Annotated in this window: 16 protein-coding genes; 5 read left to right on the top strand and 11 right to left on the bottom strand. The window is 72.3% G+C overall.

The genetic code is table 11. The annotated features are described in order from the left end of the window. Window positions 1-90: 90 nt before the first annotated feature. The 7 genes from ACP59X_RS05275 to ACP59X_RS05245 form a co-directional block, all read right to left on the bottom strand. Entirely contained in the window at window positions 91-828 is a 738-nt protein-coding gene (locus ACP59X_RS05275) for a hypothetical protein (RefSeq protein ID WP_428565804.1), read from the bottom strand. Further along, window positions 825-2,366 carry a BatD family protein gene (locus tag ACP59X_RS05270; RefSeq protein ID WP_428565802.1) on the bottom strand — a complete coding sequence of 514 codons (1,542 nt, stop codon included), beginning with the start codon at window positions 2,364-2,366 and terminating at the stop codon, window positions 825-827. The genes ACP59X_RS05275 and ACP59X_RS05270 overlap by 4 nt, the downstream gene beginning before the upstream one ends. Further along, window positions 2,363-4,108, bottom strand: coding sequence for a VWA domain-containing protein (locus ACP59X_RS05265; protein WP_428565800.1), 1,746 nt, complete (start codon window positions 4,106-4,108; stop codon window positions 2,363-2,365). The genes ACP59X_RS05270 and ACP59X_RS05265 overlap by 4 nt, the downstream gene beginning before the upstream one ends. Then, window positions 4,108-5,097 (bottom strand): VWA domain-containing protein, encoded by a 990-nt coding sequence (locus tag ACP59X_RS05260; RefSeq protein ID WP_428565798.1) that lies wholly within the window; start codon window positions 5,095-5,097, stop codon window positions 4,108-4,110. Before ACP59X_RS05260 ends, ACP59X_RS05265 begins: the two co-directional genes overlap by 1 nt. Next, a complete protein-coding gene (locus ACP59X_RS05255; RefSeq protein WP_428565796.1) occupies window positions 5,094-5,558 on the bottom strand; it encodes a hypothetical protein in 465 nt (154 codons plus the stop codon). The genes ACP59X_RS05260 and ACP59X_RS05255 overlap by 4 nt, the downstream gene beginning before the upstream one ends. Beyond that, a complete protein-coding gene (locus tag ACP59X_RS05250) occupies window positions 5,551-6,465 on the bottom strand; it encodes a DUF58 domain-containing protein (protein WP_428565794.1) in 915 nt (304 codons plus the stop codon). Before ACP59X_RS05250 ends, ACP59X_RS05255 begins: the two co-directional genes overlap by 8 nt. 81 nt (window positions 6,466-6,546) lie before the next feature. Continuing rightward, entirely contained in the window at window positions 6,547-7,635 is a 1,089-nt protein-coding gene (locus tag ACP59X_RS05245) for an FUSC family protein (RefSeq protein ID WP_428565792.1), read from the bottom strand. 212 nt (window positions 7,636-7,847) lie between these two features. Here ACP59X_RS05245 and ACP59X_RS05240 point away from each other — a divergent pair, with 212 nt between their 5' ends. The 3 genes from ACP59X_RS05240 (at window position 7,848) to ACP59X_RS05230 (ending at window position 11,019) form a co-directional block, all read left to right on the top strand. Next, complete coding sequence (locus ACP59X_RS05240; RefSeq protein ID WP_428565790.1) at window positions 7,848-8,681, top strand: threonine/serine exporter family protein; 834 nt, start codon at window positions 7,848-7,850, stop codon at window positions 8,679-8,681. 17 nt (window positions 8,682-8,698) lie between these two features. After that, window positions 8,699-9,154: a threonine/serine exporter family protein gene (locus tag ACP59X_RS05235; protein WP_428565788.1), complete on the top strand. Its 456-nt coding sequence runs from the start codon at window positions 8,699-8,701 to the stop codon at window positions 9,152-9,154. Between the two features lie 233 nt (window positions 9,155-9,387). Continuing rightward, the gene (locus ACP59X_RS05230) at window positions 9,388-11,019 is read left to right on the top strand and encodes a sensor histidine kinase (RefSeq protein ID WP_428565786.1); all 1,632 of its coding nucleotides are present in this window, start codon (window positions 9,388-9,390) and stop codon (window positions 11,017-11,019) included. 301 nt (window positions 11,020-11,320) lie between these two features. Here ACP59X_RS05230 and ACP59X_RS05225 read toward each other — a convergent pair whose 3' ends face one another. After that, complete coding sequence (locus ACP59X_RS05225) at window positions 11,321-12,031, bottom strand: tetratricopeptide repeat protein (RefSeq protein ID WP_428565784.1); 711 nt, start codon at window positions 12,029-12,031, stop codon at window positions 11,321-11,323. Window positions 12,032-12,153: 122 nt separating this feature from the next. Between ACP59X_RS05225 and ACP59X_RS05220 the strand changes: the two genes are divergently transcribed. Then, on the top strand, window positions 12,154-12,714 hold the full coding sequence (locus ACP59X_RS05220; protein WP_428565782.1) for a LysM peptidoglycan-binding domain-containing protein: 561 nt from the start codon (window positions 12,154-12,156) through the stop codon (window positions 12,712-12,714). Between the two features lie 37 nt (window positions 12,715-12,751). On the opposite strand, the gene ACP59X_RS05215 is transcribed toward ACP59X_RS05220, so the two are convergent. Further along, on the bottom strand, window positions 12,752-13,822 hold the full coding sequence (locus tag ACP59X_RS05215; RefSeq protein WP_428565779.1) for a bile acid:sodium symporter family protein: 1,071 nt from the start codon (window positions 13,820-13,822) through the stop codon (window positions 12,752-12,754). 130 nt (window positions 13,823-13,952) lie between these two features. On the opposite strand from ACP59X_RS05215, the gene ACP59X_RS05210 reads away from it, so the two are divergent. Then, window positions 13,953-14,726 carry an AraC family transcriptional regulator gene (locus ACP59X_RS05210; RefSeq protein ID WP_428565776.1) on the top strand — a complete coding sequence of 258 codons (774 nt, stop codon included), beginning with the start codon at window positions 13,953-13,955 and terminating at the stop codon, window positions 14,724-14,726. 689 nt (window positions 14,727-15,415) lie between these two features. Here ACP59X_RS05210 and ACP59X_RS05205 read toward each other — a convergent pair. Next, window positions 15,416-17,569 (bottom strand): SpoIIE family protein phosphatase, encoded by a 2,154-nt coding sequence (locus ACP59X_RS05205; protein WP_428565773.1) that lies wholly within the window; start codon window positions 17,567-17,569, stop codon window positions 15,416-15,418. 100 nt (window positions 17,570-17,669) lie between these two features. Next, window positions 17,670-18,410, bottom strand: a complete 741-nt coding sequence (locus ACP59X_RS05200) for an SDR family NAD(P)-dependent oxidoreductase (RefSeq protein ID WP_428565771.1) — start codon at window positions 18,408-18,410, stop codon at window positions 17,670-17,672. Window positions 18,411-18,419 lie beyond the last annotated feature (9 nt).

Raw genomic sequence — 18,419 nt, 5'->3', positions numbered from 1 at the left:
CCGTCCCGAAAGGGTTGCGCTGGCGCGATGGTCTTGCGATAGCAGATTGACTCTTTTTCGCAAGGCTTCGCCGCGCGCGGGGGTAATATCCTACGGACGCAAGGTGGCGATCCGGTCACGGAAGAGCCAACCCACCCGGCCGTCCCCGGTGCGGACAAGCAGCCGGCCGGCGCGCTCCCGGCCGATGGCCACGAGTTGCCCGGCGGCCAGCCCCCCCAGGGGCTCGGCCCCCGCCTCGGGGGCGCTGGCCAGGGTCGCCTCGGCCAGCACCACCCCCCGGGGCCACAGCCTCCCGGCCAGACTCGCCCAGCCGACCGCCAGCCAGAGCACGGCCACGGCCGCTCCCGCCGCCAGCACCGACGGCCGGGGCAGGCGACGGCCCCACACCCGGCCGGCGGCCAAAGCCAGCCAGAAACAGGCATTGGCCCCCAGGGCGGCCAGCCACAGCAGCCATGCCGGCAGCCACCCGGCCAGAAACCAGGGGCCGGCGAACAGCGCCCCGGCATCGAGGCCGGCGGCGGCCAGGGCCGCGACCGTTTCCGGGTCTCCCGGCCCGGCCAGGGCGGCCTGGCGCAGCCAGAAAGCGGCCCAGCCGGGCTGCCCGGCCATCCGGGCGGCCAGGGCCGCGTCCAGGCAAAAGGCCGGGCCGGCCTGTTGCGGTGCGGCGGCAAAGGCCTGGGCAAAGGCCTCGGCCGCGCCGGCGAAATCGCCCGCGCCGTAGGCCTGCCGGGCCGCCCCGGCCAAGGCCCGCTCCCCGGCCACGGCCCAGCCCGCCAGGACGTACAGGCTCAGCAGGCCGCACCAGGCGCCAAGCAGCACGGCCCTCATGACCCGATCCTTCGCGCCGCGGCCAGGGCTTCCCGCCGGGCGGCTTCCAGTTCCCCGGGCGCGGCCGGCCGTCCGGCGTAGAGCAGCCTGTCGAGCCGGGCCAGCACCGACAGGCCCGCCGTGTCCGGCCCCGGCCCCGCCGTTTCGGCCCGGGCCAGGGCGCGGCGCAGGGCCTCGGCGGCCTGGACGGCGTCCGGTTCCCCGGCCGAGGCCTTCGATGTGCGGCGCCGGCCCGGCCAAAAGGTCAGGCCGTAGACAGCCGGCGGAAAGAGCGCCCAGGCCAGCCGCCAGCCCCAGGCCGGCGGGCCGGCCGGCCGGTCCCGACCCGTCCCGCGCAAGGCCGGCGCCGTCCCGGGGTCCGGTGACGACGGCGCGGCGACGAAGGTTTGCGGCCCGGCTTCGAGGGTGCGGTAGGCATCGGCCTCGGGATCGAAGGCCGCCAGGCGCACGGCCGGCAGGACGTACGCCCCGGCCGCCTCGGCGCCCAGGGCATAGCGGAAGACCCGGCTGCCCGAATACCCCGCCGGTGTGGCCGCGACCTCGCCCTCGGCGGGAAGCTCCCGGACCGTCAGGCCCGGCGGCGCCTCCAGCACCGGCGGCCGAGCCGCGTCGAGGTTGCCCCGGCCGGACAGGACCAGTTCGTAGACCGCCCCGCCCTCCCCGGCCGCGCGAACCAGGCGCGAGGCCAGCTCCAGGCGCCCGACCAGGCCCGTAAAGGGCGCCGGGCCTTGGAAGGCCGGTAGTGCCCGCACGGTCAGCGCACGGCCGGGGCCGGCCAGCACGGTTTCGCCGGGGCTGCCCGGCAGGCCGCGCAACCGGGCCGTGGGGCCGGCCAGGGACTGCGCTCCGGCGTGCAGCGGCGTCAGCAGATAATCGATCGCGGCCGTCACGTAGGCCTTGGCGCCCAGGCGCAGTTCGCCGTCGCGCTGCCCGGGCAAGGGCGTCACGGCGAAACCGGGAAAGGCCGGCGGCTCGATGGACACGCCCGAGGCGGCCACGGCCCGGTAGAGGCACACGGTGTAGACCACGGCCTGGCCGACATACGGTCTGTCGGCGGCCAGGGAGACGTCCAGGAACAGGTCGCGCCCGGCCAGCCCCTTGGGCGGCGCGGGGCGTGGCCCCACCCGCACGGTGACGGGGGCGGTGGTCAGGCGCTGCCCGCCCGTTTCCACGGTCAGGGCCGGAACGGTCAATTCGCCCGCCCGCCGGGGAATGAGCTCGAAGCGGTAGGCCGAGACGGCTTCCCCATCCCGGCCGCGCGCGCCCACCGCCCGCCCGCGCGGGGTCACGGTCCAGTCCGTAAGCTCCGGCACGCCGATGACCGCCGCCTCCCGGCCGGGGATGGTCACCCGCAAGGTCAGGCTCTGGCCGACCACGGCCGGCCGGCCGTCGATTTCGGCCGTAGCCGTGGCCGTAGGCGTAGGCGTAGCCGTAGGCGTAGGCATGGGCGTAGGCGCCTGGGCCCGGGCGCCCCCGGCCGCCAGGGCCAGGCCGATGGCCAGCAGGGTCGCACCCCATGGCTGAAAAAACCGCTTCACCAGTCCTTCTCCACCGTCGGCCGGCCGTAGCCCGGCGTTTCGGGCAGGCCCACCCGGTCGGGCACCCGCGACAGGATGGGATCGTCCGCCCCGCCGGCGCTGGCGGCCTGTTTCTCGCCGGCCTTGCGGCCCTTGGCGGCGGCCAGGGGCACGGCCTGGCGCCCCGGGGCGGTCGTATCCGGCCGGCCGGGCGCCTGGTCCGCCTCGGTTGCCTGGTCGTCCTCGCCGCCGGTCCCGTCGTCGTGGCCCACGGGGGCCGGCGCCTGACCGGGACGGTCGGCCTGCCCCTCGTTGCCCGTTTCGGGGGGCGGCGTCCGACCCGGTTTGTTTCCGGTATCGGCCGCGTCCGGTTCCGGTTGCGGCGCCCGCAGCCGGGAGCGCAACCAGTCAAGATTGGCCCGGGCGTCGGCATCGTCGGGGGCGACGGCCAGGGCCGCTTCGTAGAGGCGCATGGCCGCCTGGGCATCGCCTTGGCGGTAGGCGGCGTTACCCTGGTTGTAGAGGGCCTTGGCCCGCAGGACCGGCGTGGCCGCAGCGGCGGCCGCCCGGGCGAAGAGTTCCCCGGCCCGCTCGAAACGCCCCAGCCGATAGCTGGCCGCGCCGACGTCGAACAAAAGCTCCGGGCTGTCCGGGGCGAGGACCCGGGCGCGCAAAAACGCCTCCAGGGCGGCCGTATCGTCCCCGGCGGCAAAGGCGTCGAGCCCCTTGGCCACGAAGGCCTGGGCCTCGTCCCCGGCCGACCGGGCCAGGGCCAGGCCGGGCACGGCCAGGCCGAGGCACAGGCACAGGGCGGCCACCACGGTCCGTGGCCCAAGGCTCAGATCGCCAAGCAACAGCAGCAAGCCCACAAGCCCCCAAAACGGCGTCCGGTCCGGCGAGGACGCACCGGCTGCGGTATCATTGGCCGGCGGGGCCAGGGCGGCCAGGGCGGCGGCCACGCCCGCGGCGGGATCGGGCGCTTGCGGCGCCAGGCGAAAGGCCTGGCCGCCCGTTTCCCGGGCCACGGCGGCCAGGGAGGCCGCGCCCACGCCCACAAGGACCGGCGCGCCCGAGGCGTCGCGCAGCATCCCGTTTTTCCCCAGCGGCACCGGCACCGGCACCGGCCCGCCCACGGCCACGGTGACCACCGGCGGGCCACCCGGACGACGCTCGCCCCCGTCGCGGGGGGCAAGCGTGTCCTCGCCGTCGCAGACGAGCAGCACCGCCCCGGCCTCGGTTGCGGCCAGGGCCAGCCGGGCGGCCTCCAGGGCGGCCGGTATGGAGGTGCCGCCCAGGGGCGCCGCCTCCGGGGAAAGGCTGTCGAGAAAAAGGGCCAGCCCGGCCCGGTCGCGCGTCAGCGGACAGGCCAGCCAGGCCCGGCCGGCAAAGCCCACCAGGCCGACCTCGGCCTCGGGCAGCCGGGAAAGGACATCCAGGACGAGGGCCTTGGCGGCGGCCAGCCGGTCCGGGCTCAGGTCCCGGGCCAGCATGCTGCGTGACACGTCCAGGGCGATAACAAGCGACAGCCGCCCGGCCGGCGCCGGTACTCCCGGTTCGCCAGCCCCGCGCGGCCCGGCGGCGGCCAGGCACAGGCAGGTCAGTCCGGTCAGGAACAGGGCGTTTTTGAGGCCCCGCCCGGGCGTGCGGCCAAGGCCGGGAAAAGCGGCCATGGCCCTATGGCGGCGACGGGCCGCCAGGTGCAAAAAGCCGGCGGCCACGGGCACGGCCAGCAGCAGGGCGAGCCACAACGGCCTGGCGAACATCACGGCAGCCTCAGGAACCGCGTCGCCGCCAGCTCGGCCCAGGCCACGAGCAGGCAGACGGCCACGGCCAGGGCCAGGGGAGCCAGCGCCGTCTCCTCGGCCCTGGCCACGGGGACCATGTCGCTTGGCGTGCGCGCCCCCACGGCATCGATGGCCCGGGACAGGCCGTCGGGATCGCTTGCCCGCCAAAACGTGCCGCCCGTGGCCCTGGCCAGTTCGGTCAGGGCCGAGGTGTCCACACTGGCGTCCTCACGCACGATCTCCTGGCCAAGCAGGGGATGGTTGACCAGAAAGGGGGCCGGCCCGTCGCCGCCCACACCCACGGTATGCACGGCCACGCCCCGGTCGGCAGCGGCCAGGGCGGCCGTTTCCGGACGCAACTCCCCGGCATTGGCCCGGCCGTCACTTAATACGACCACCGCCTTGGCCAGCCCAACTGCCCCGTCCAGGCGTTTGACGGCCAGGGCCACGGCATCGCCCGTGGCCGTGCGCCGGCCGGCCGCGCCGACGGCCAGCCGCGACAGGGCACGGACCAGCGCCTCGCGGTCGGCGCTTGGCGGCAAAACGACATAGGCCCGGCTGGCGAAGGCCACCAGGCCGATGCGGTCCCCGGGCCGGGACCGGGCGAAGCGCGCGGCCTGGTCGACCACGGCCTCCAGGCGGCTGACCGTGCGGTCGCCCAGGGCCATGTCCAGGGCGGCCATGGATTCCGAGATATCGATGGCCAGCATGATGTCCACGCCGCGCCCCCGGTAGGCCAGGCTCTCCCCGGCCAGGCGCGGCCCGGCCAGGGCACAGGCGACGAGGGCCAGTCCCAGCAGGCGGCAGGCCATGGGCAGGCGGGCCCAAAGCCCCGGCCGCCCGGCAACGCGCCAGGGGCCGATATCGGCCACGGGCAGGGCCGCGGGCCGGCCCAGCCACCGGACAAGCAGGGACAGGGGCAGGGCCGCCAGCAGCCACAGCCATTCGGGGCGGGCCAGGGCGATCATGGCAGCGGGGCCGTGGCCAGGCGCCTGGCGGTTTGGGCGTCGCGGCGGCGCGTTTGGGCGTCCAGGCGGTGCCCGGCGTAGCAGACGGCCTCGGCCCGGCGCAGCAGTTCGCCCGCACCACCGGCCAGGGCCGGGCCGAGGCGCGGCAGCACCGCTTCGAGTTCGGCCGTGGTCATGGCCGTGGCAAAAACGCCCAGGCGCACGGAGACAATCCCGCGGGCGATGGCGGCCAGGCGGAAGGAGTAGTCCCGGTCGGTAAGCCCCGGTGCCTCGCGCTCCAGGCCGTCCAGGTCGTGCCGAGCCGCCAGAAGGGCCAGCCGGGCGGGTGTGTGCCGCCCCCGCCGCCAGCGCCATACGGCCAGGCCGGCAAGCACCGTCAGGCCCAGCCCGGCAAGCAGGCCGACCGGGCCGGCCGGTTCGGGCAGCGGCACCGGCCCCTTGATGTCGCGGATGTCATCCATGGGCGGCGTTACCCCGGCCCGGCCGGGCGTATCCGGCCCCTTGGGCGCGGCCACGGAAATGGGCGGCCAGGGCCGGGCCGGGATGGGCGGCCGGGTCGATGGCCACCACCCCGGCCCCGGCCCGGCGCAGGGCGTCGAGGCGGGCCTGACGCGCCTGCTGGTGTGCTGCGGCCAGCCGGGCCCGGGCGGCCGGGCCGGCGCAATCGAGGGTCAGGCGCCGGCCGGTTTCGGCCTCGACCACGGTGACGATGCCCGCCGGCGGCAGTTCCCTTGCCGCGTCGCCGGACACGGCCACGGCCGTGACGTCGTGGCGGGCGGCCAGTTTGCCCAGGGCGGCGGCGAAATCGGCGCCCGCGAAATCGGAGATGCAAAAAACCGGGCTGCGGTGGGGCAGCGTCGCCGCAACCAAAGCCAGGGCCGGCCCGGGATCGGTGCCGCGCCCCGTCGGTGCGGTCCCGGCCAGGGCGGCGGCCACGGCCTGTTCCTGGCCCGGCCCCTTGCCGGGCGGGACAAAGGCTTCCACCCGGTCGGAAAAAAGCACCAGCCCGACCCGGTCGCGGCTTGCGGCCGCGCTTCGGGCCAGGATGACGGCGGCGAGCGCCGCGGCAAAGGGCGTATCGCCCGGCCCGGCCCCGGCGGCCATGGAGGCGCTTATGTCCACGGCCAGCATGACCGTGCGGGCGCGCTCCTCGCGAAAGCGCTTGACGAAGGGCCGGGAAAGCCGGGCCGTGACCTTCCAGTCCATGGCCGCCACATCGTCGCCGGGCGCGTATTCGCGGGATTCCTCGTATTCCAGGCCCAAGCCACGATAGGCCGAACGGTAGCCGCCGGCCAGGGTGTCCCGGGCCAAAGGGAATCCGGCCAGGCGCACCCGGCGCGCGGCGGCCAGAAGCTGCGAGGCCTGCATGTGTTTTCCGCCTCCCTGCGACCGGCTCCGTCCGGTACGCACCTCAAAGGTAGCAGTGCCGGGGCCAAGGGGCAACGCGGGTCAGTCCTCCTCGCCGGCCCGCAAGCGGCGCACGATCTCGCCGGCGTCGGCGGCGCAGGAGAGCATGCCGTGCATGAAACTGAAAAAGTGCATGACTTCGCTCAAATCATAGGCGGCCGGGGTCCGTTCGCGGCGCATGGCGCCCAGCTTGTCCCGGGCGGCCCGGACCCGGGCGCCGAGGGTTTCCAGGCCGGGCAGGGGCTCGCTGCGGCGAAGCGACCCGGCCAGCCCCGTCAGCACCGCCGCCGTGGCCGCCTCCAGGCCGGCCAGTTCCCCGGGCAGGTGGCGATGAAGCCCCGAACCCCGCCATTCGGCCGCCACGTGATCCATGGCCAGGACGTGTTCGAACAGGCGCTCGGCCCGGTACAGCAGCATGGAGCGCCGCGCCCCGGCCTCGCCGCTGCGCCCCTCCACCCCGGCCTCGCGGCGCAGTTCCCGGCAGCGGGCCAGGGTGCGCAGGATGCGGTCCTTGAGCGCGAATACCTGTCGCTCGACATAGTCCTCCCGCAGCCGCCCCTCGACCACCAGGGCGAAATAGGCGGCCACGTCCTCGAAGACGGCGGCCAGGCCGTGGTCCAAAGCCCGGCTGGCCCGGGAGGGCAGCACGAACACCGAAACGGCCAGGGCGGTGAGGATGCCGAGCGATATTTCGAAAAAGCGGTCCAGGCCCAGTTGCCAGGGCGACGCCCCGGGATGGCCGGCCAGGATGACGATGACGGCCGTGATGCCGGCCACGCGGGAGCTTTCCCGCAGGCTGGCCACGCTCGTGCAGGCGGCCAGGGTGACGAAAACCGCCCCGCCCACGGCATACCAGGTCTGGCCGCCCAGGTAGGCGGCCATGGCCCCGGACACGGCGCCGATGGCCGTGCCGGCCAGGCGCGTCCAGGAGGCCCGGATGGAGCCGCCGAGGTTGGCCTGCATGACGATGACGGCCGTGACCACGGCCCAGTAGCCCTGGGGAAGGCGCAAGGCCGTGACCAGGGCCAGCGTGGCCACGGCGGCCGCGGCGGTGCGCAGGGCGTGGCGCAGCCCGGGGCGTTGACTGACCCGCGACAGCGTCGCGGCGAGGTTCCGTATACGGATCGGCACAGCTGCTCCTTGGCAAAACGCGGGCTCTTTACGCTCGAAGCGCCGGCTTGCCTAGCCCCCTCGGGCAGCCCCCTCGGGCAGCCGCCGCCGGCACCCCGCCGGCCGGCGGGGACCGGCAGATTCCCGTTGCGCCCGGCCGCGAAGCGGCTTAGAAGGCCCCGTGGCGGGCAGTCTTCGGGCAGCCTGCGCCAACATTGCCCCCCGCACACGCCATGACAGACGCCCCGCCCCCGTTCGAACCTTCCGTACCCGCCGCGTCCGGCCCGGCCGTCGCCCCTGCCGTAGCCGCCGCGTCCAGCCTGGCCTCGGTGCTGCCTCCGGTCATCCGGGCCGGGGCGATCATGTTCGGCGCGGGCGGCGAAATCGTCACGGTCCGGCGCGTCATCAACAGCCTGCTCGTGGGCGCAAGGCCCCAGCACCTGCATATTTTCGTGGCCCACAACGCCTTGACCATCACCGTCGTGCGCGGCCAGGAAACCCTGACCATGGTGCAAAGCATCGACGGCCACGGCGTGGATTTCAACAAGATCGGCGCCATCTACCGGCTGGCCAAGAAGGCCCAGCACGACGGCCGCGCCCCGGCCAACCTGGCCGAACGGGTCAATGCCGTGCGCTTCGCCACGGCCGTCTATCCGCGCCAGGTCAGCGCCCTGGCCGTGGCCCTGGCCTGCGGGGCCTTCGCCGTCATCTTCGGCGGCGGCGCGGCGGCCTTCGTGGCCACGGCCCTGGCCGCCTTCCTGGGCGCCCATACCCGGTTTTTCCTGGCCAGCCTGCGCTTCAACGTGGTGCTGGTCTTCGCCGCCAGCGCCTTTGTCGCCACCTCGGCCGCCCTGGCCCTGGGCACCCTCGTCCCCGACCACCACCAGATCGTGGAAACGGCCTGCGTCCTCTATCTCATCCCCGGCGTGCCGCTCATCGACGCCTTCGAGGAATTCATCCGGGGCTACGTCACGGTGGGCCTGACCCGGGCGGTCATGGGCCTGGTGATGGTCATGGCCCTGGCTTTGGGCATGGTGCTGGCCCTGAGCCTGCGGGGGATCTGGTGACGGCGCTTCCCGGCTTCGTGAGCGACACCCTGTACCTGGCCCCTTGCGGCGCCCTCGCCTCGGTGGGGTTCGCCATCCTCTTCAACGCCCCGCCGGGCACGTTGCGCTGGTGCGCCGCCTGCGGCGCGCTGGGCATGGGGCTGCGCACCATCGCCCTGGCCCTGGGCCTTGGCGCCGAGCTGGCCACCCTTGTGGCCGCCACGAGCGTGAGCCTGTTCTCGTTTTGGCCCCACAAGCGGCTGCTGTTGCCGACTCATCTTTTTTCCATCCCCGGCGTCATCAACATGGTCCCCGGAACCTATGCCTTCCGGGCCATGACCGGGTTCATGCGCTTCGCCGACACCCAGGACGCGGCCACGTTCTTCCAGGCCTGCCACAATTTCCTGACCATGACCTACATCCTCATGGCCCTGGCCCTGGGCCTGGTCCTGCCGAGCCTTTGCCTGCGCATCGACCGCCGCAGCCTGACCTGAACCACCCGCCCGAGCCGACCGAACGCTCCCGCCCGGGATTGGCGGCCGGGGATCGCTTGCCTGAAAGCCCTGAACATGCTAATTATATGCTGGGTCCGGATTGACCATAGGGCTTGCATGCTTGGTCCGCGCATGGAGTTGTCCGCCGTGCATCCGACACGCCGCTTCCCCCCGGGCGATCCTTTTTGCGCCACCCCCGCGAACGCTTTTGGGCCGAGGGCTGGAGTCGTGGCATGAGTGGCAGCCGCGTCCTCGTCTGCGGCGGCCCGGATCGCGACGCCCGCCTGCTGGCCGCCCGGTTGGCCGCCCCGGGCAGGCGCACCGCCGCCTTCTCCCTGGATACCATGATCCGCCTCGAAGCCAAGGCCCTGCCCGACATGGCCGTTGTTGCCCTGTTCGAACCGGCCGACCAGGCCCGCCTGGACGAGGCCCTGGCCGGCCTGGAGGGACGCCCTGTCCATGTCCTGTTCCTGGCGCCGGGCGATTTCGCCGTCCCGGCGGAGATGGCCGCGGCCCTGCGCATCTTTCGCGGCCTGGATGCGGCGGGGATCGGCGCCCTCCTCGACATCCTGGCCGAACGCGACGCCGCCGTGCGCGAAACCATCGGGGCGACCGCCTGGCGCGAAGCCTTCGAAGCGGGCTTTCCGGGGTATGTCATCGCCTGCGACCCGGACCTGCGCGTGGTCTACGCCAACCCGCCCGTGGCCCGGCGGGCCGGGCGCGACCCCCTCGGCGAGCCCTGCCACACCATCTTCCACGGCCGCAGCACCCCCTGCCCCTGGTGCCCGCGCGAGGCCGTGGCCGACGGGCAGCAGGTGGCCATGGAGATCCAAAGCCCGTTGGACGGCAGATTTTTCTCCTCGACCAGCGCCGCCCTGCGCCTGCCGGGCCGCAAACCCCTGCTGCTCACCCTGTTTTACGACGTCACCGACCGCAACATGGCCCTATCCCGGCTCAAGGCCCTCAACCGCGACCTCGAACGCCGGGTGGACGAACGCACCGACGCCCTGGCCCGCCAGACCGAGGATATGGCCAAGGCCAACGAACGGCTGCGCGAACTCGATGCCCTCAAATCCGGGTTCCTGGCCACGGTCACCCATGACCTGCGCACGCCGCTGACCTCGGTGCTGGGGTTCGCCAAGCTGACCAGGCGGGACTTCATCAAGGATTTCATGCCTTTTTCCGAGGTCAGCGACAAGTTGCGGCGCAAGGGGGCGCGCATCGCCGAAAACCTGGGCATCATCGAGGCCGAGGGCTCGCGCCTCACCAGGCTCGTCAACGACTTCCTCGACCTGTCCAAGATCGAGGCCGGCCGGCTGGACTGGAACGACCGGCTCGTGGACGCGGCCGCCGTGGCCCGGGCGGCCATCGACGCCGTCACCGGCGAATACGAACAGAACCAGGCCATGGCCCTGGTCATGGACATCCCGCCCCGGCTGCCGCCGTTGCGTCTGGACCCGGACCGGCTCATGCAGGTGCTGATCAACCTGCTCACCAACGCCGTGCGCCACACCGGCGAGGGCGTGGTGACGCTTTCGGCCAGCCTGCTGGCCACGCGACGGCTGGAGCTGCGCGTCTCGGACACCGGCCCGGGCATCCCCCGCGAGGAACGCGAACGCATCTTCGACAAATTCCACCAGGCCCGCCGGGGCGACACGACCGCCGACTCCCCGTCCCGGGGCACGGGGCTCGGCCTGGCCATCTGCAAGCAGATCGTGGACCGCTACGGCGGCAGCATCCGGGCCGAGGACAACCCGCCCCGCGGCACGTCCTTTGTCGTGGAACTGCCCGTGGCCGCCGGCGACGCGGGTGACCTGCCGCCCAAAGCCGCCGTGGACCGCGAGGCCGACCGGCCCGCCTCCTGACGGTGCGACGCGGGCGCGCGCCGGCGCCAGGCCTTTACCCGTAAAATGCCGCCCGACCGCCCCGCCCCTGCGCTGCAACACCTGTCGTTTCGCCGGGGTGCGCCCCCCTTGCACCATCCGCCGGCTGTCTCGAAAAGACCACGCGCCCGACTCCGTGTCCGCCAGGCAAGGAGGCGCGGACGGCGCGGACGCGGCACTCGGGTCGCGTCCGCGAAGAGGACATTTGCTTGTTCGAATACAACACCAAGGAATAATTATTTTTTCATAAAAAATACCATCGTATTTTTTAAGGGACGCAACACTAGATGTCGTTGAGGTCGATGGTGCGCGGCGCCGGTTTGGCCTTGCCGGCCTCCTTGCCCGGGCCGCCGGCCGGGGCCGACGGGGCTTGCAGGTCGGAACCCGTGGCACCCGACCCGCGCGACGGTGCCGCGGACGAGGACGCGGCCGGCGTGGCCTTGCCCCGGGCGGCGCACAAGGTCCGCACCGCCTCCAGCCGGGCCCTGGCCACGGCCAGTCCCGCGTCGCGGCGCTGGGCCTCCTGATAGGCGGCCAAGGCCTTGTCGCACTGCCCCGTGAGCAGCAGGGCGTCGCCAAGGCCCACGGCGGCCTGGGCATCCTTGCCGCCGGCCCGGGAAGCCGCCTCGAGCAGGTCGCGGGCCTTGGCCGCGTTGCCCTCGGCCAAGGTCGTCAGGCCAAGCCCCTCCATGGCCGGGGCATACCCGCCGTTGGTGGACAGGGCGGCGGTAAAGGCGCGGTCGGCCTTTTCCCGGCCGTCCTTGGCGCAGGCGATCCCGGTGCGGGTCAGGAGCTCGGCTCCGGCGCCGGGGCCGGCCTTGGCCAACTCGCGGCAGGCCGTGGCGTAATCCTTGCGGTCGAAAGCGGCATTGCCCGTGGCCAGGGAATCGCCGGCAGCGGGTTCGGACGAGGAAAATTTCATGGCGCCGCAGCCAGACAGGCTGACAAGCAAAAGAGCCAGGGACACGGGCGCGGCAAGACGGCGAATGGGCATGGGCCTCACCTCCGGTGGACAGCAATACGCGATGCCACGGCTATCCCAAAGCCGGTCCCGATTGTCAAATCGACGCAGGGCTGCTACGTCGGTAAAAAATCGACGCAACCCGGAGGACGGCCATGATCCGGCGCGCGCTGCTTTCCCTTTGCCTGCTTTTCGTCGCAAGCCCGGCCCCGGCCGGCGACATCGCCCATGTCGCCCGCCCGGGCGATACGCCCGTGGCCCTGTCCAAGGCCTACCACGTGTCCGTGGCCGCCATCCTCGCCCACAACAAGGGCCTCGACCCCTGCCGCATCAAGGTCGGCGACGTGATCCTCGTGCCGGCCCCTTCCCAGGCCCCTTCCCAGGCCCCTTCCCAGGCTCCGGCCCAGGCTCCGGCCCAGGCTCCGGCCGCGCCGGGCAAGGCCCCGGCCCAGGCGGCCTCCCCGCTGCCCGACGAGGAACCCCTCGGCGTCCGCTATGCCGTCATCCCCGGCGACACCCCGGCCGCCATCGCCGAACGGTTCGGCATCCCGCTGGAGGTCCTGTCCCGGGCCAACCCGGGCATCGACCCCAAAAACCTGGCCGTGGGCCGGGTCCTGTCCATCCCTCAGGGCATGGCCTGCCCGCCGCCGGCCGTGCCCGTCGCCCGGCCCGGCGAAAAAAATACGGGCGCGCCCCTGGTCACCGATTTCCAGTGACCGGCGGCGCGCCCGCCTTGCCTGCCGCGACGTCCGCTCAGTTCCGGGCCCGGGCCACGGCCAGGGCCGGTTCGCCCATCTCCGCCGGGCTCGCCTCCGGCCTGGCCATCGGCGACTCCGCCGCCTTGAACCGGTCGGCGAACCGGCCGGCCATGATCGAGCACACGAACAGCTGGAGCTGATGGTAGAACATGATCGGCATCACGATCATGCCCAGGGCCGGATGGGCGCCGAACAACAGCCGGGCCATGGGCACGCCCGAGGCCAGGGTCTTTTTCGAGCCGCAAAAGATGGCCGTGATGCGGTCCTCCATGGAAAAACCCAGCCACTTGGACACCTTCGACGAGATGAAAAGGGCCATGGCCAGGAAAACCGCCGCGCCGCCCATGGTCAGGGCGATGACCTCGATGCCGTTGTTCGTCCACAACCCCGACTTGACCGAGTCGCAAAACGAGCCGTAGACGAGCATCAGGATGACCAGCTTGTCGAAAGCATTGATGCACTTCTTGTGCCGGGCGGCCAGGTTGCCGAAGACCGGCCGCAACACCTGGCCCAGCACGAAGGGCAGAAACAGCATGGTGGCGATGTTGACCACCGACTTGCCAAACGACATGCCGCCCGCCCCCTCCATGTCGATGACCAGGCCCACGATGGCCGGCGTCAGCGCGATGCCGAGCAGGCTCGACAAGGTGGCGTTGAATATCGCCGCCGGCACGTTGCCCTTGCCGATGGCCGTCATGGCCACCGACGACTGGATGGTCGACGGCAGGGCGCACAGGTACAAAAAGCCGAGCATCAGCCCCTCGGGGATGATGCCGCCAAAGGCCGCCCGGAAGGGAATAAAAAGCAGCGGAAAGGCCACGAAGGTCAGGGACTGCACGAGCAGGTGCAGCTTCCAGCGCGACATGCCCTGCTTGAGGCTCTGGGTGGACAGGGCCAGGCCGTGGAGCAGAAACACGGCGAAAATCCCCATGTCGGAGACCGTCTCGGCATGCATCGCCCCGCCCGTGGCCCCGAAACCCGGGAACAGCGTGGCCAGGGCCACCGCCGCGATCATGCCCGCCAAAAACCAATCCTTGGCCATCTTGCGAAAAATCCTGCCCACCATGTCCGTCTCCTTGGCCCGCCGGCCGCCTGGTATTGCGGCGCGCCGTCCGCCGCGCGCGCCTGGGAAGTACCTAAGCATGGACGGCGCGGCCGTCTCGCGCTAGATTGACAACGTATAGCGAGAAACGGACATGGCGACCCTGCGAACCCTTCCCGCCCTGGACGGCCTGCCCCGGCAGGTCTATCCGCGCAGCGAAAGCCTGCCGCCGGACTCCACCTCGCCCGCCCACAGCCACCCCTTCGGCCAGCTCTCCTTCGCCGGCAACGGGGTGCTGCTCGTGCGCACCGAAACCGGCAGCCACGTGGCCCCGCCCCAGCGGGCCGTCTGGGTGCCCCCCGGCATGGCCCACCAGGTCGCCGTCTCGGGCCGGGCGGAAATGCGCAGCCTCTACATCCGGGCCGACCAGAACGTCTTTTGCCCGCCGCGCTGCCAGGTGCTGTCGGTTGCGCCCCTGGCCCGGGAACTCATCCTGGCCGTGGCCGCCCTGCCCGTCGACTACGACGAGGCCGGGCCGCCGGGGCGGCTGGTGGCCGTGCTCCTGGATCAGCTGGCCACCCTGCCCGAGGCGGGGCTGAGCCTGCCCTGGCCCAAGGACCCGCGCCTGACGGCCATCTGCAAGGCCCTCGGCAACGCGCCGGACGACAACCGGCCCGCCACCGCCATCGCCCGAGGAGCCGGCATGACCGAACGCACCCTGGGCCGGCTGTTTCTGGCCGAAACAGGGCTGACCTTCGGCGCCTGGCGACGCCGCTTCCGGCTGCTGGCCTCGCTGTCGCTGCTCGAAGCGGGCAAAAGCGTGACCGCCACCGCCCTCGAATGCGGCTACGACTCGACCTCGGCCTTTATCGCGGCGTTTCGGGAAGCCTTCGGCGTCACGCCCGGTGCGTTCGCCCGGCAGGAGTAAGCGATACGGGAAGAGGCCTCCGGCGGCCGGGACGCTGTCCCGGACCCTGCCAGGGCGCTGCCCTGGACCCGCCAGGAGGGGATGATCCCCTCCTGGACCTCCCCGATGGGTGCGTGCGGAGGAATGGTCGGGAATGACGGGCGGCGGAGCTTCGGCCGTTGTGGTCGCGGAAAGGGGCCTGCCGACACTGGCCGCAAGGCCGGCCAGCACGGCAGGCCCCTTTCCGCGACCACGGGCGCCAGCGGCGAAGCGCCGCATTAACAAAAAGATCAATACGATGTTGCATGCGGCGTAGCGCCGCGTGGGAAAAAAAATCGGCACGGACGGACGGGCGCAGAACAAACGTCATAGCCTTTCAAGAGGCTTCCAAAGCAAAAATTCCACACCCCTCGGCCCGCAGGGCCGACGGCTGGGCGAGGCCGGAATTTGGCCTTTCGAGCCAGGAGCGCAGCGACGGCATCGAAAGGCCCAATTCCGGCCTCGCATCTTCGCGCCGCACCCGCCAAGCCTCCCGGTGACCGCAGCCCCTCCCGCCCGCCACAGCCGACCGGGGGGTTCGGGGGGAGTGACTCCCCCCGATGGGGTCTGGGGCAACGCCCCAGTGGGGTTCGGGGCAACGCCCCGATGGGGCCTGGGGCAACGCCCCAGTTCGGGTAGGCACGGGTGTGGCAAAGCCGAGCAACTGGGGCCTAGGCTTGACCCTCGTCCTCGGGCAGCACCTTGATGGCCACGAGGGTCACGTCGTCTTCGGGCTGCACCTCGCCGAGAAACGCGCGCAGCCCGGCCAGTACGGCCTCGACAATCCGCTGGGCCGACTCGCCGTGGTGACGGCCCAGCAGCGCCCGCACCCGGTCCTTGCCGAACATCTCGCCGGCGGCGTTTCGCGATTCCCACAAGCCGTCGGTGGCCAGCAGCGCCACCTGGCCGGGTTTCATGCCCTCGGCGGAATTCTCGGCGTACCGGGCCTCGGTGACGATGCCCAGCGGCGGCCCGCCCTTGTCCGGGATGTCCTGGGCCAGGCCGGTTGCGGCATCATACAGGATGATGGGGTCGTGGCCGGCGCGCACCCAGTGCAGGCGTTTTTTCTCGGTGTCGATGGCCAGGTAGAAAAGCGTCATGAACCGGCCGGAGTCGGCCAGGTCGGCGCACAGGAGCTTGTTGACGTCGTCGATGACGGCGGCCAGGGAGCCGGGCTGGAAGGAGCGCATGCGCAGGAAGGCCCGGGCGGTGGTCATGAGCAGGGCGGCGGCGATGCCGTGGCCGGTGACGTCGCCGATGATGACGCCGAAACGGTTCTTGTCCTCGTTGGGTTCGTGGATGAAATCGTAGTAGTCGCCGCCGGTTTCGTCGCTATAGAGGCTCAGGCCGGCGATGTCGAAGCCGGGCAGGCCCGGGGCGGCCTGGGGCAGGAGGTTGCGCTGGACTTCCTCGGCCAGGGCCAGGGCCTGGCGCAGCAGCTCGTTTTTGCGCTGGATTTCCAGGCGCGCCTCGTTGATTTCCCGGTTGATGACCCGCATCAGGGCCTGGGAGCGGTCCTTCTGGGCTTCCAGGCGTTCGCGCGAGGCTTTCGCCCGGGAAAGCGCCCGGGTTAGCGACCGGATCTCGCGTTCGAGGCTTTCCCTTTCGCCGGCCGGGCAGGGCAGGCCGTCGGCTACGGGGCGCACGGCCTTGGCCGGCTCGCCGCCGAGCACCACGGTCACCAGGGAGCCGCTTTGCAGGTGCAGGGGCAGGCCCGGGGCGGCGGCACTCAGTTCACCGTGGCAGGAAAAGCCGGCCAGGGGCGTGCCCGGCGGCAGGGCGGCGGCGAGCTGTTCCACTTCCTCCTCGGCCTTGGTGCCGAGGATGTCCTTGCGCGTGGCGCAGGAAAAAAGCAGCGCGCCGGCCGGCCGGAAGCCGGTTTTCACCTCGTGGCCCAGGCTTTTGGCCATCTCGCGGATGTCGGCCAGCATTTCCGGCCGGTCGGCCTGGGCCAGCTGGACCATGGCCCCTTCGGGCACGCCGGCCGGGAACTGGATGCTGCCGTCGCCTTCGCTGAAAAAGGCCGGGGCGCGCAGGATGAAGTCCTTGTGCTTTTCGCAGGCGATGGCCAGGGGCAGTTCCGTGGCCGGTTCGGCGTGGGGGCCGAGGTAGTGGCGGTAGAAATCCAGCGCCGAGCCCTCGCCGATGCGGTGCACGACCGTGCCCTCGACGCCCGTGACCCGGGCCAGGCCGCCCACCGGCCGCCAGCCGCGCGACAGGCGGAAGGTGACGGGGATGTCGCCGGTAAGCAGCAGGAAGGGCGCGGCGTGGAGGAGGATCTCGCGGTTGAAAAACTGGCGCAGCGGCCGCCGGTCGGTCAGGTGCCGGCCGGCCAGGCCGCCGAAAAGCAGGGCTTTCGGGCCGATGGCGGCGGCCAGTTCCTGGCCGAAGTCCTGTGCCCCGCCCCGGCCGCCGTCCGGGAAGGCCAGGCCGAGGGCGACCTCGCCGGGGAGTCCCCCGCGCACGGCCTCGAAGGCCTCGCGGGCTTGCCGGCGGGGATCGGTCCCGGGCGCGGCGAAATCCCGGGCCACGCCGGTGTGTCCGGTGATGCCGTCTCCGGCGAAGGCGACCAGCAGCACCGAATCGTCGCTGACGCCGCCGGTGCCGGACATTTCGCCGGCCGAGGTCGCGCCGGCCAGCGGCACGCCGGGAAAGACGTCCTCGATGACCGCCAGGATGGCGTTGTGATCGTAGCCGACGCCGGCGAAAAGCAGCAACCCGGCGGGCGCGGCGCCGCCGAGCTGTTCACGGCAGGACGCCACCGCGCCCCGGGCCGCGCAGTCCGCGTCCAGGCACCTGGCGTGCCCAACGGCCATGCGCAACATGAAAACCTCCGGGCCATGGGTCGAAACACGATGGGATGATCGGACACGGCCGGGCCATGCCCATTTGGCAAAGATCGGTCTTTTTCGACAAAAGGCAAGGTCAGGTCATGTACCAGCCGCCGTTGACCGAGACGGTCTGGCCGGTGACGAACGCGTTTTCGGCCAGGGCCACGACCATGGCGGCGGTCTCCTCCACCGTGCCGAACCGGCCCACGGGCAGGAAATCGGGCTTGGCCACCGGGTTGTCGGACACCATGTCCGTACTGATCAGCGCCGGGGCCACGACGTTGGCGGTAATGCCCTCCTTGGCCAAGTGGGCGGCGTAGAAATGGGCCAGGCCGTGCAGGCCGGCTTTCGAGGCGGCGTAGTGCGGCCCGACGATGCCGCCGCGCTGGGCGGCGACCGAGGAGATGAAAACGAGGCGCCCGAAGCCCCGGCGGCGCATGTCCGGCAGCACGGCCTGGGCGCAGTAAAAGGCCGAGCAGAGGTTGACGGACAGGGCGGCGGCAAAATCCTCGCCCGTGACGTCGGCGATGCTGCGCGGGCTGGCCACCCCGGCATTGGCCACCAGGATGTCCACCGGGCCGAGGCCCTCGCGCACGGCCGCAACCAGGCGCCCGACCTGCGCCTCCACGGACACGTCGGCCCCGAAGGCCAGGGCGCGCCGGCCCATCTCCGTTATGGCCTCGACCACCTCGCGGGCGGCCGCGGCATTGCCGCGATAGCCCACGGCCACGTCCGCCCCGCGCCGAGCCAGGGCCAGGGCCACACCCCGGCCGATGCCCCGGCTCCCGCCGGTGACCAGGGCGACTTTTCCGGCAAGCGGCGTTTCCTCGGCCATGCCACACCT

It is taken from the genome of Solidesulfovibrio sp. DCME (genome assembly GCF_049995385.1).
GTDB lineage: Bacteria > Desulfobacterota > Desulfovibrionia > Desulfovibrionales > Desulfovibrionaceae > Solidesulfovibrio.
The sequence above is the reverse complement of the archived record's forward strand: the minus strand, read 5'-3'. Positions and strand labels throughout refer to the sequence as shown.

What these genes read in the sequence shown, in the direction of transcription:
- ACP59X_RS05265 (WP_428565800.1), bottom strand. Translation starts at nt 4,108, where the DNA reads ATGTTCGCCAGGCCGTTGTGGCTCGCCCTGCTGCTGGCCGTGCCCGTG.
- ACP59X_RS05220 (WP_428565782.1), top strand. Translation starts at nt 12,154, where the DNA reads ATGATCCGGCGCGCGCTGCTTTCCCTTTGCCTGCTTTTCGTCGCAAGC.
- ACP59X_RS05200 (WP_428565771.1), bottom strand. Translation starts at nt 18,410, where the DNA reads ATGGCCGAGGAAACGCCGCTTGCCGGAAAAGTCGCCCTGGTCACCGGC.
- ACP59X_RS05215 (WP_428565779.1), bottom strand. Translation starts at nt 13,822, where the DNA reads ATGGTGGGCAGGATTTTTCGCAAGATGGCCAAGGATTGGTTTTTGGCG.
- ACP59X_RS05255 (WP_428565796.1), bottom strand. Translation starts at nt 5,558, where the DNA reads ATGGATGACATCCGCGACATCAAGGGGCCGGTGCCGCTGCCCGAACCG.
- ACP59X_RS05230 (WP_428565786.1), top strand. Translation starts at nt 9,388, where the DNA reads ATGAGTGGCAGCCGCGTCCTCGTCTGCGGCGGCCCGGATCGCGACGCC.
- ACP59X_RS05205 (WP_428565773.1), bottom strand. Translation starts at nt 17,569, where the DNA reads ATGTTGCGCATGGCCGTTGGGCACGCCAGGTGCCTGGACGCGGACTGC.
- ACP59X_RS05210 (WP_428565776.1), top strand. Translation starts at nt 13,953, where the DNA reads ATGGCGACCCTGCGAACCCTTCCCGCCCTGGACGGCCTGCCCCGGCAG.
- ACP59X_RS05225 (WP_428565784.1), bottom strand. Translation starts at nt 12,031, where the DNA reads ATGCCCATTCGCCGTCTTGCCGCGCCCGTGTCCCTGGCTCTTTTGCTT.
- ACP59X_RS05250 (WP_428565794.1), bottom strand. Translation starts at nt 6,465, where the DNA reads ATGCAGGCCTCGCAGCTTCTGGCCGCCGCGCGCCGGGTGCGCCTGGCC.
- ACP59X_RS05240 (WP_428565790.1), top strand. Translation starts at nt 7,848, where the DNA reads ATGACAGACGCCCCGCCCCCGTTCGAACCTTCCGTACCCGCCGCGTCC.
- ACP59X_RS05275 (WP_428565804.1), bottom strand. Translation starts at nt 828, where the DNA reads ATGAGGGCCGTGCTGCTTGGCGCCTGGTGCGGCCTGCTGAGCCTGTAC.
- ACP59X_RS05260 (WP_428565798.1), bottom strand. Translation starts at nt 5,097, where the DNA reads ATGATCGCCCTGGCCCGCCCCGAATGGCTGTGGCTGCTGGCGGCCCTG.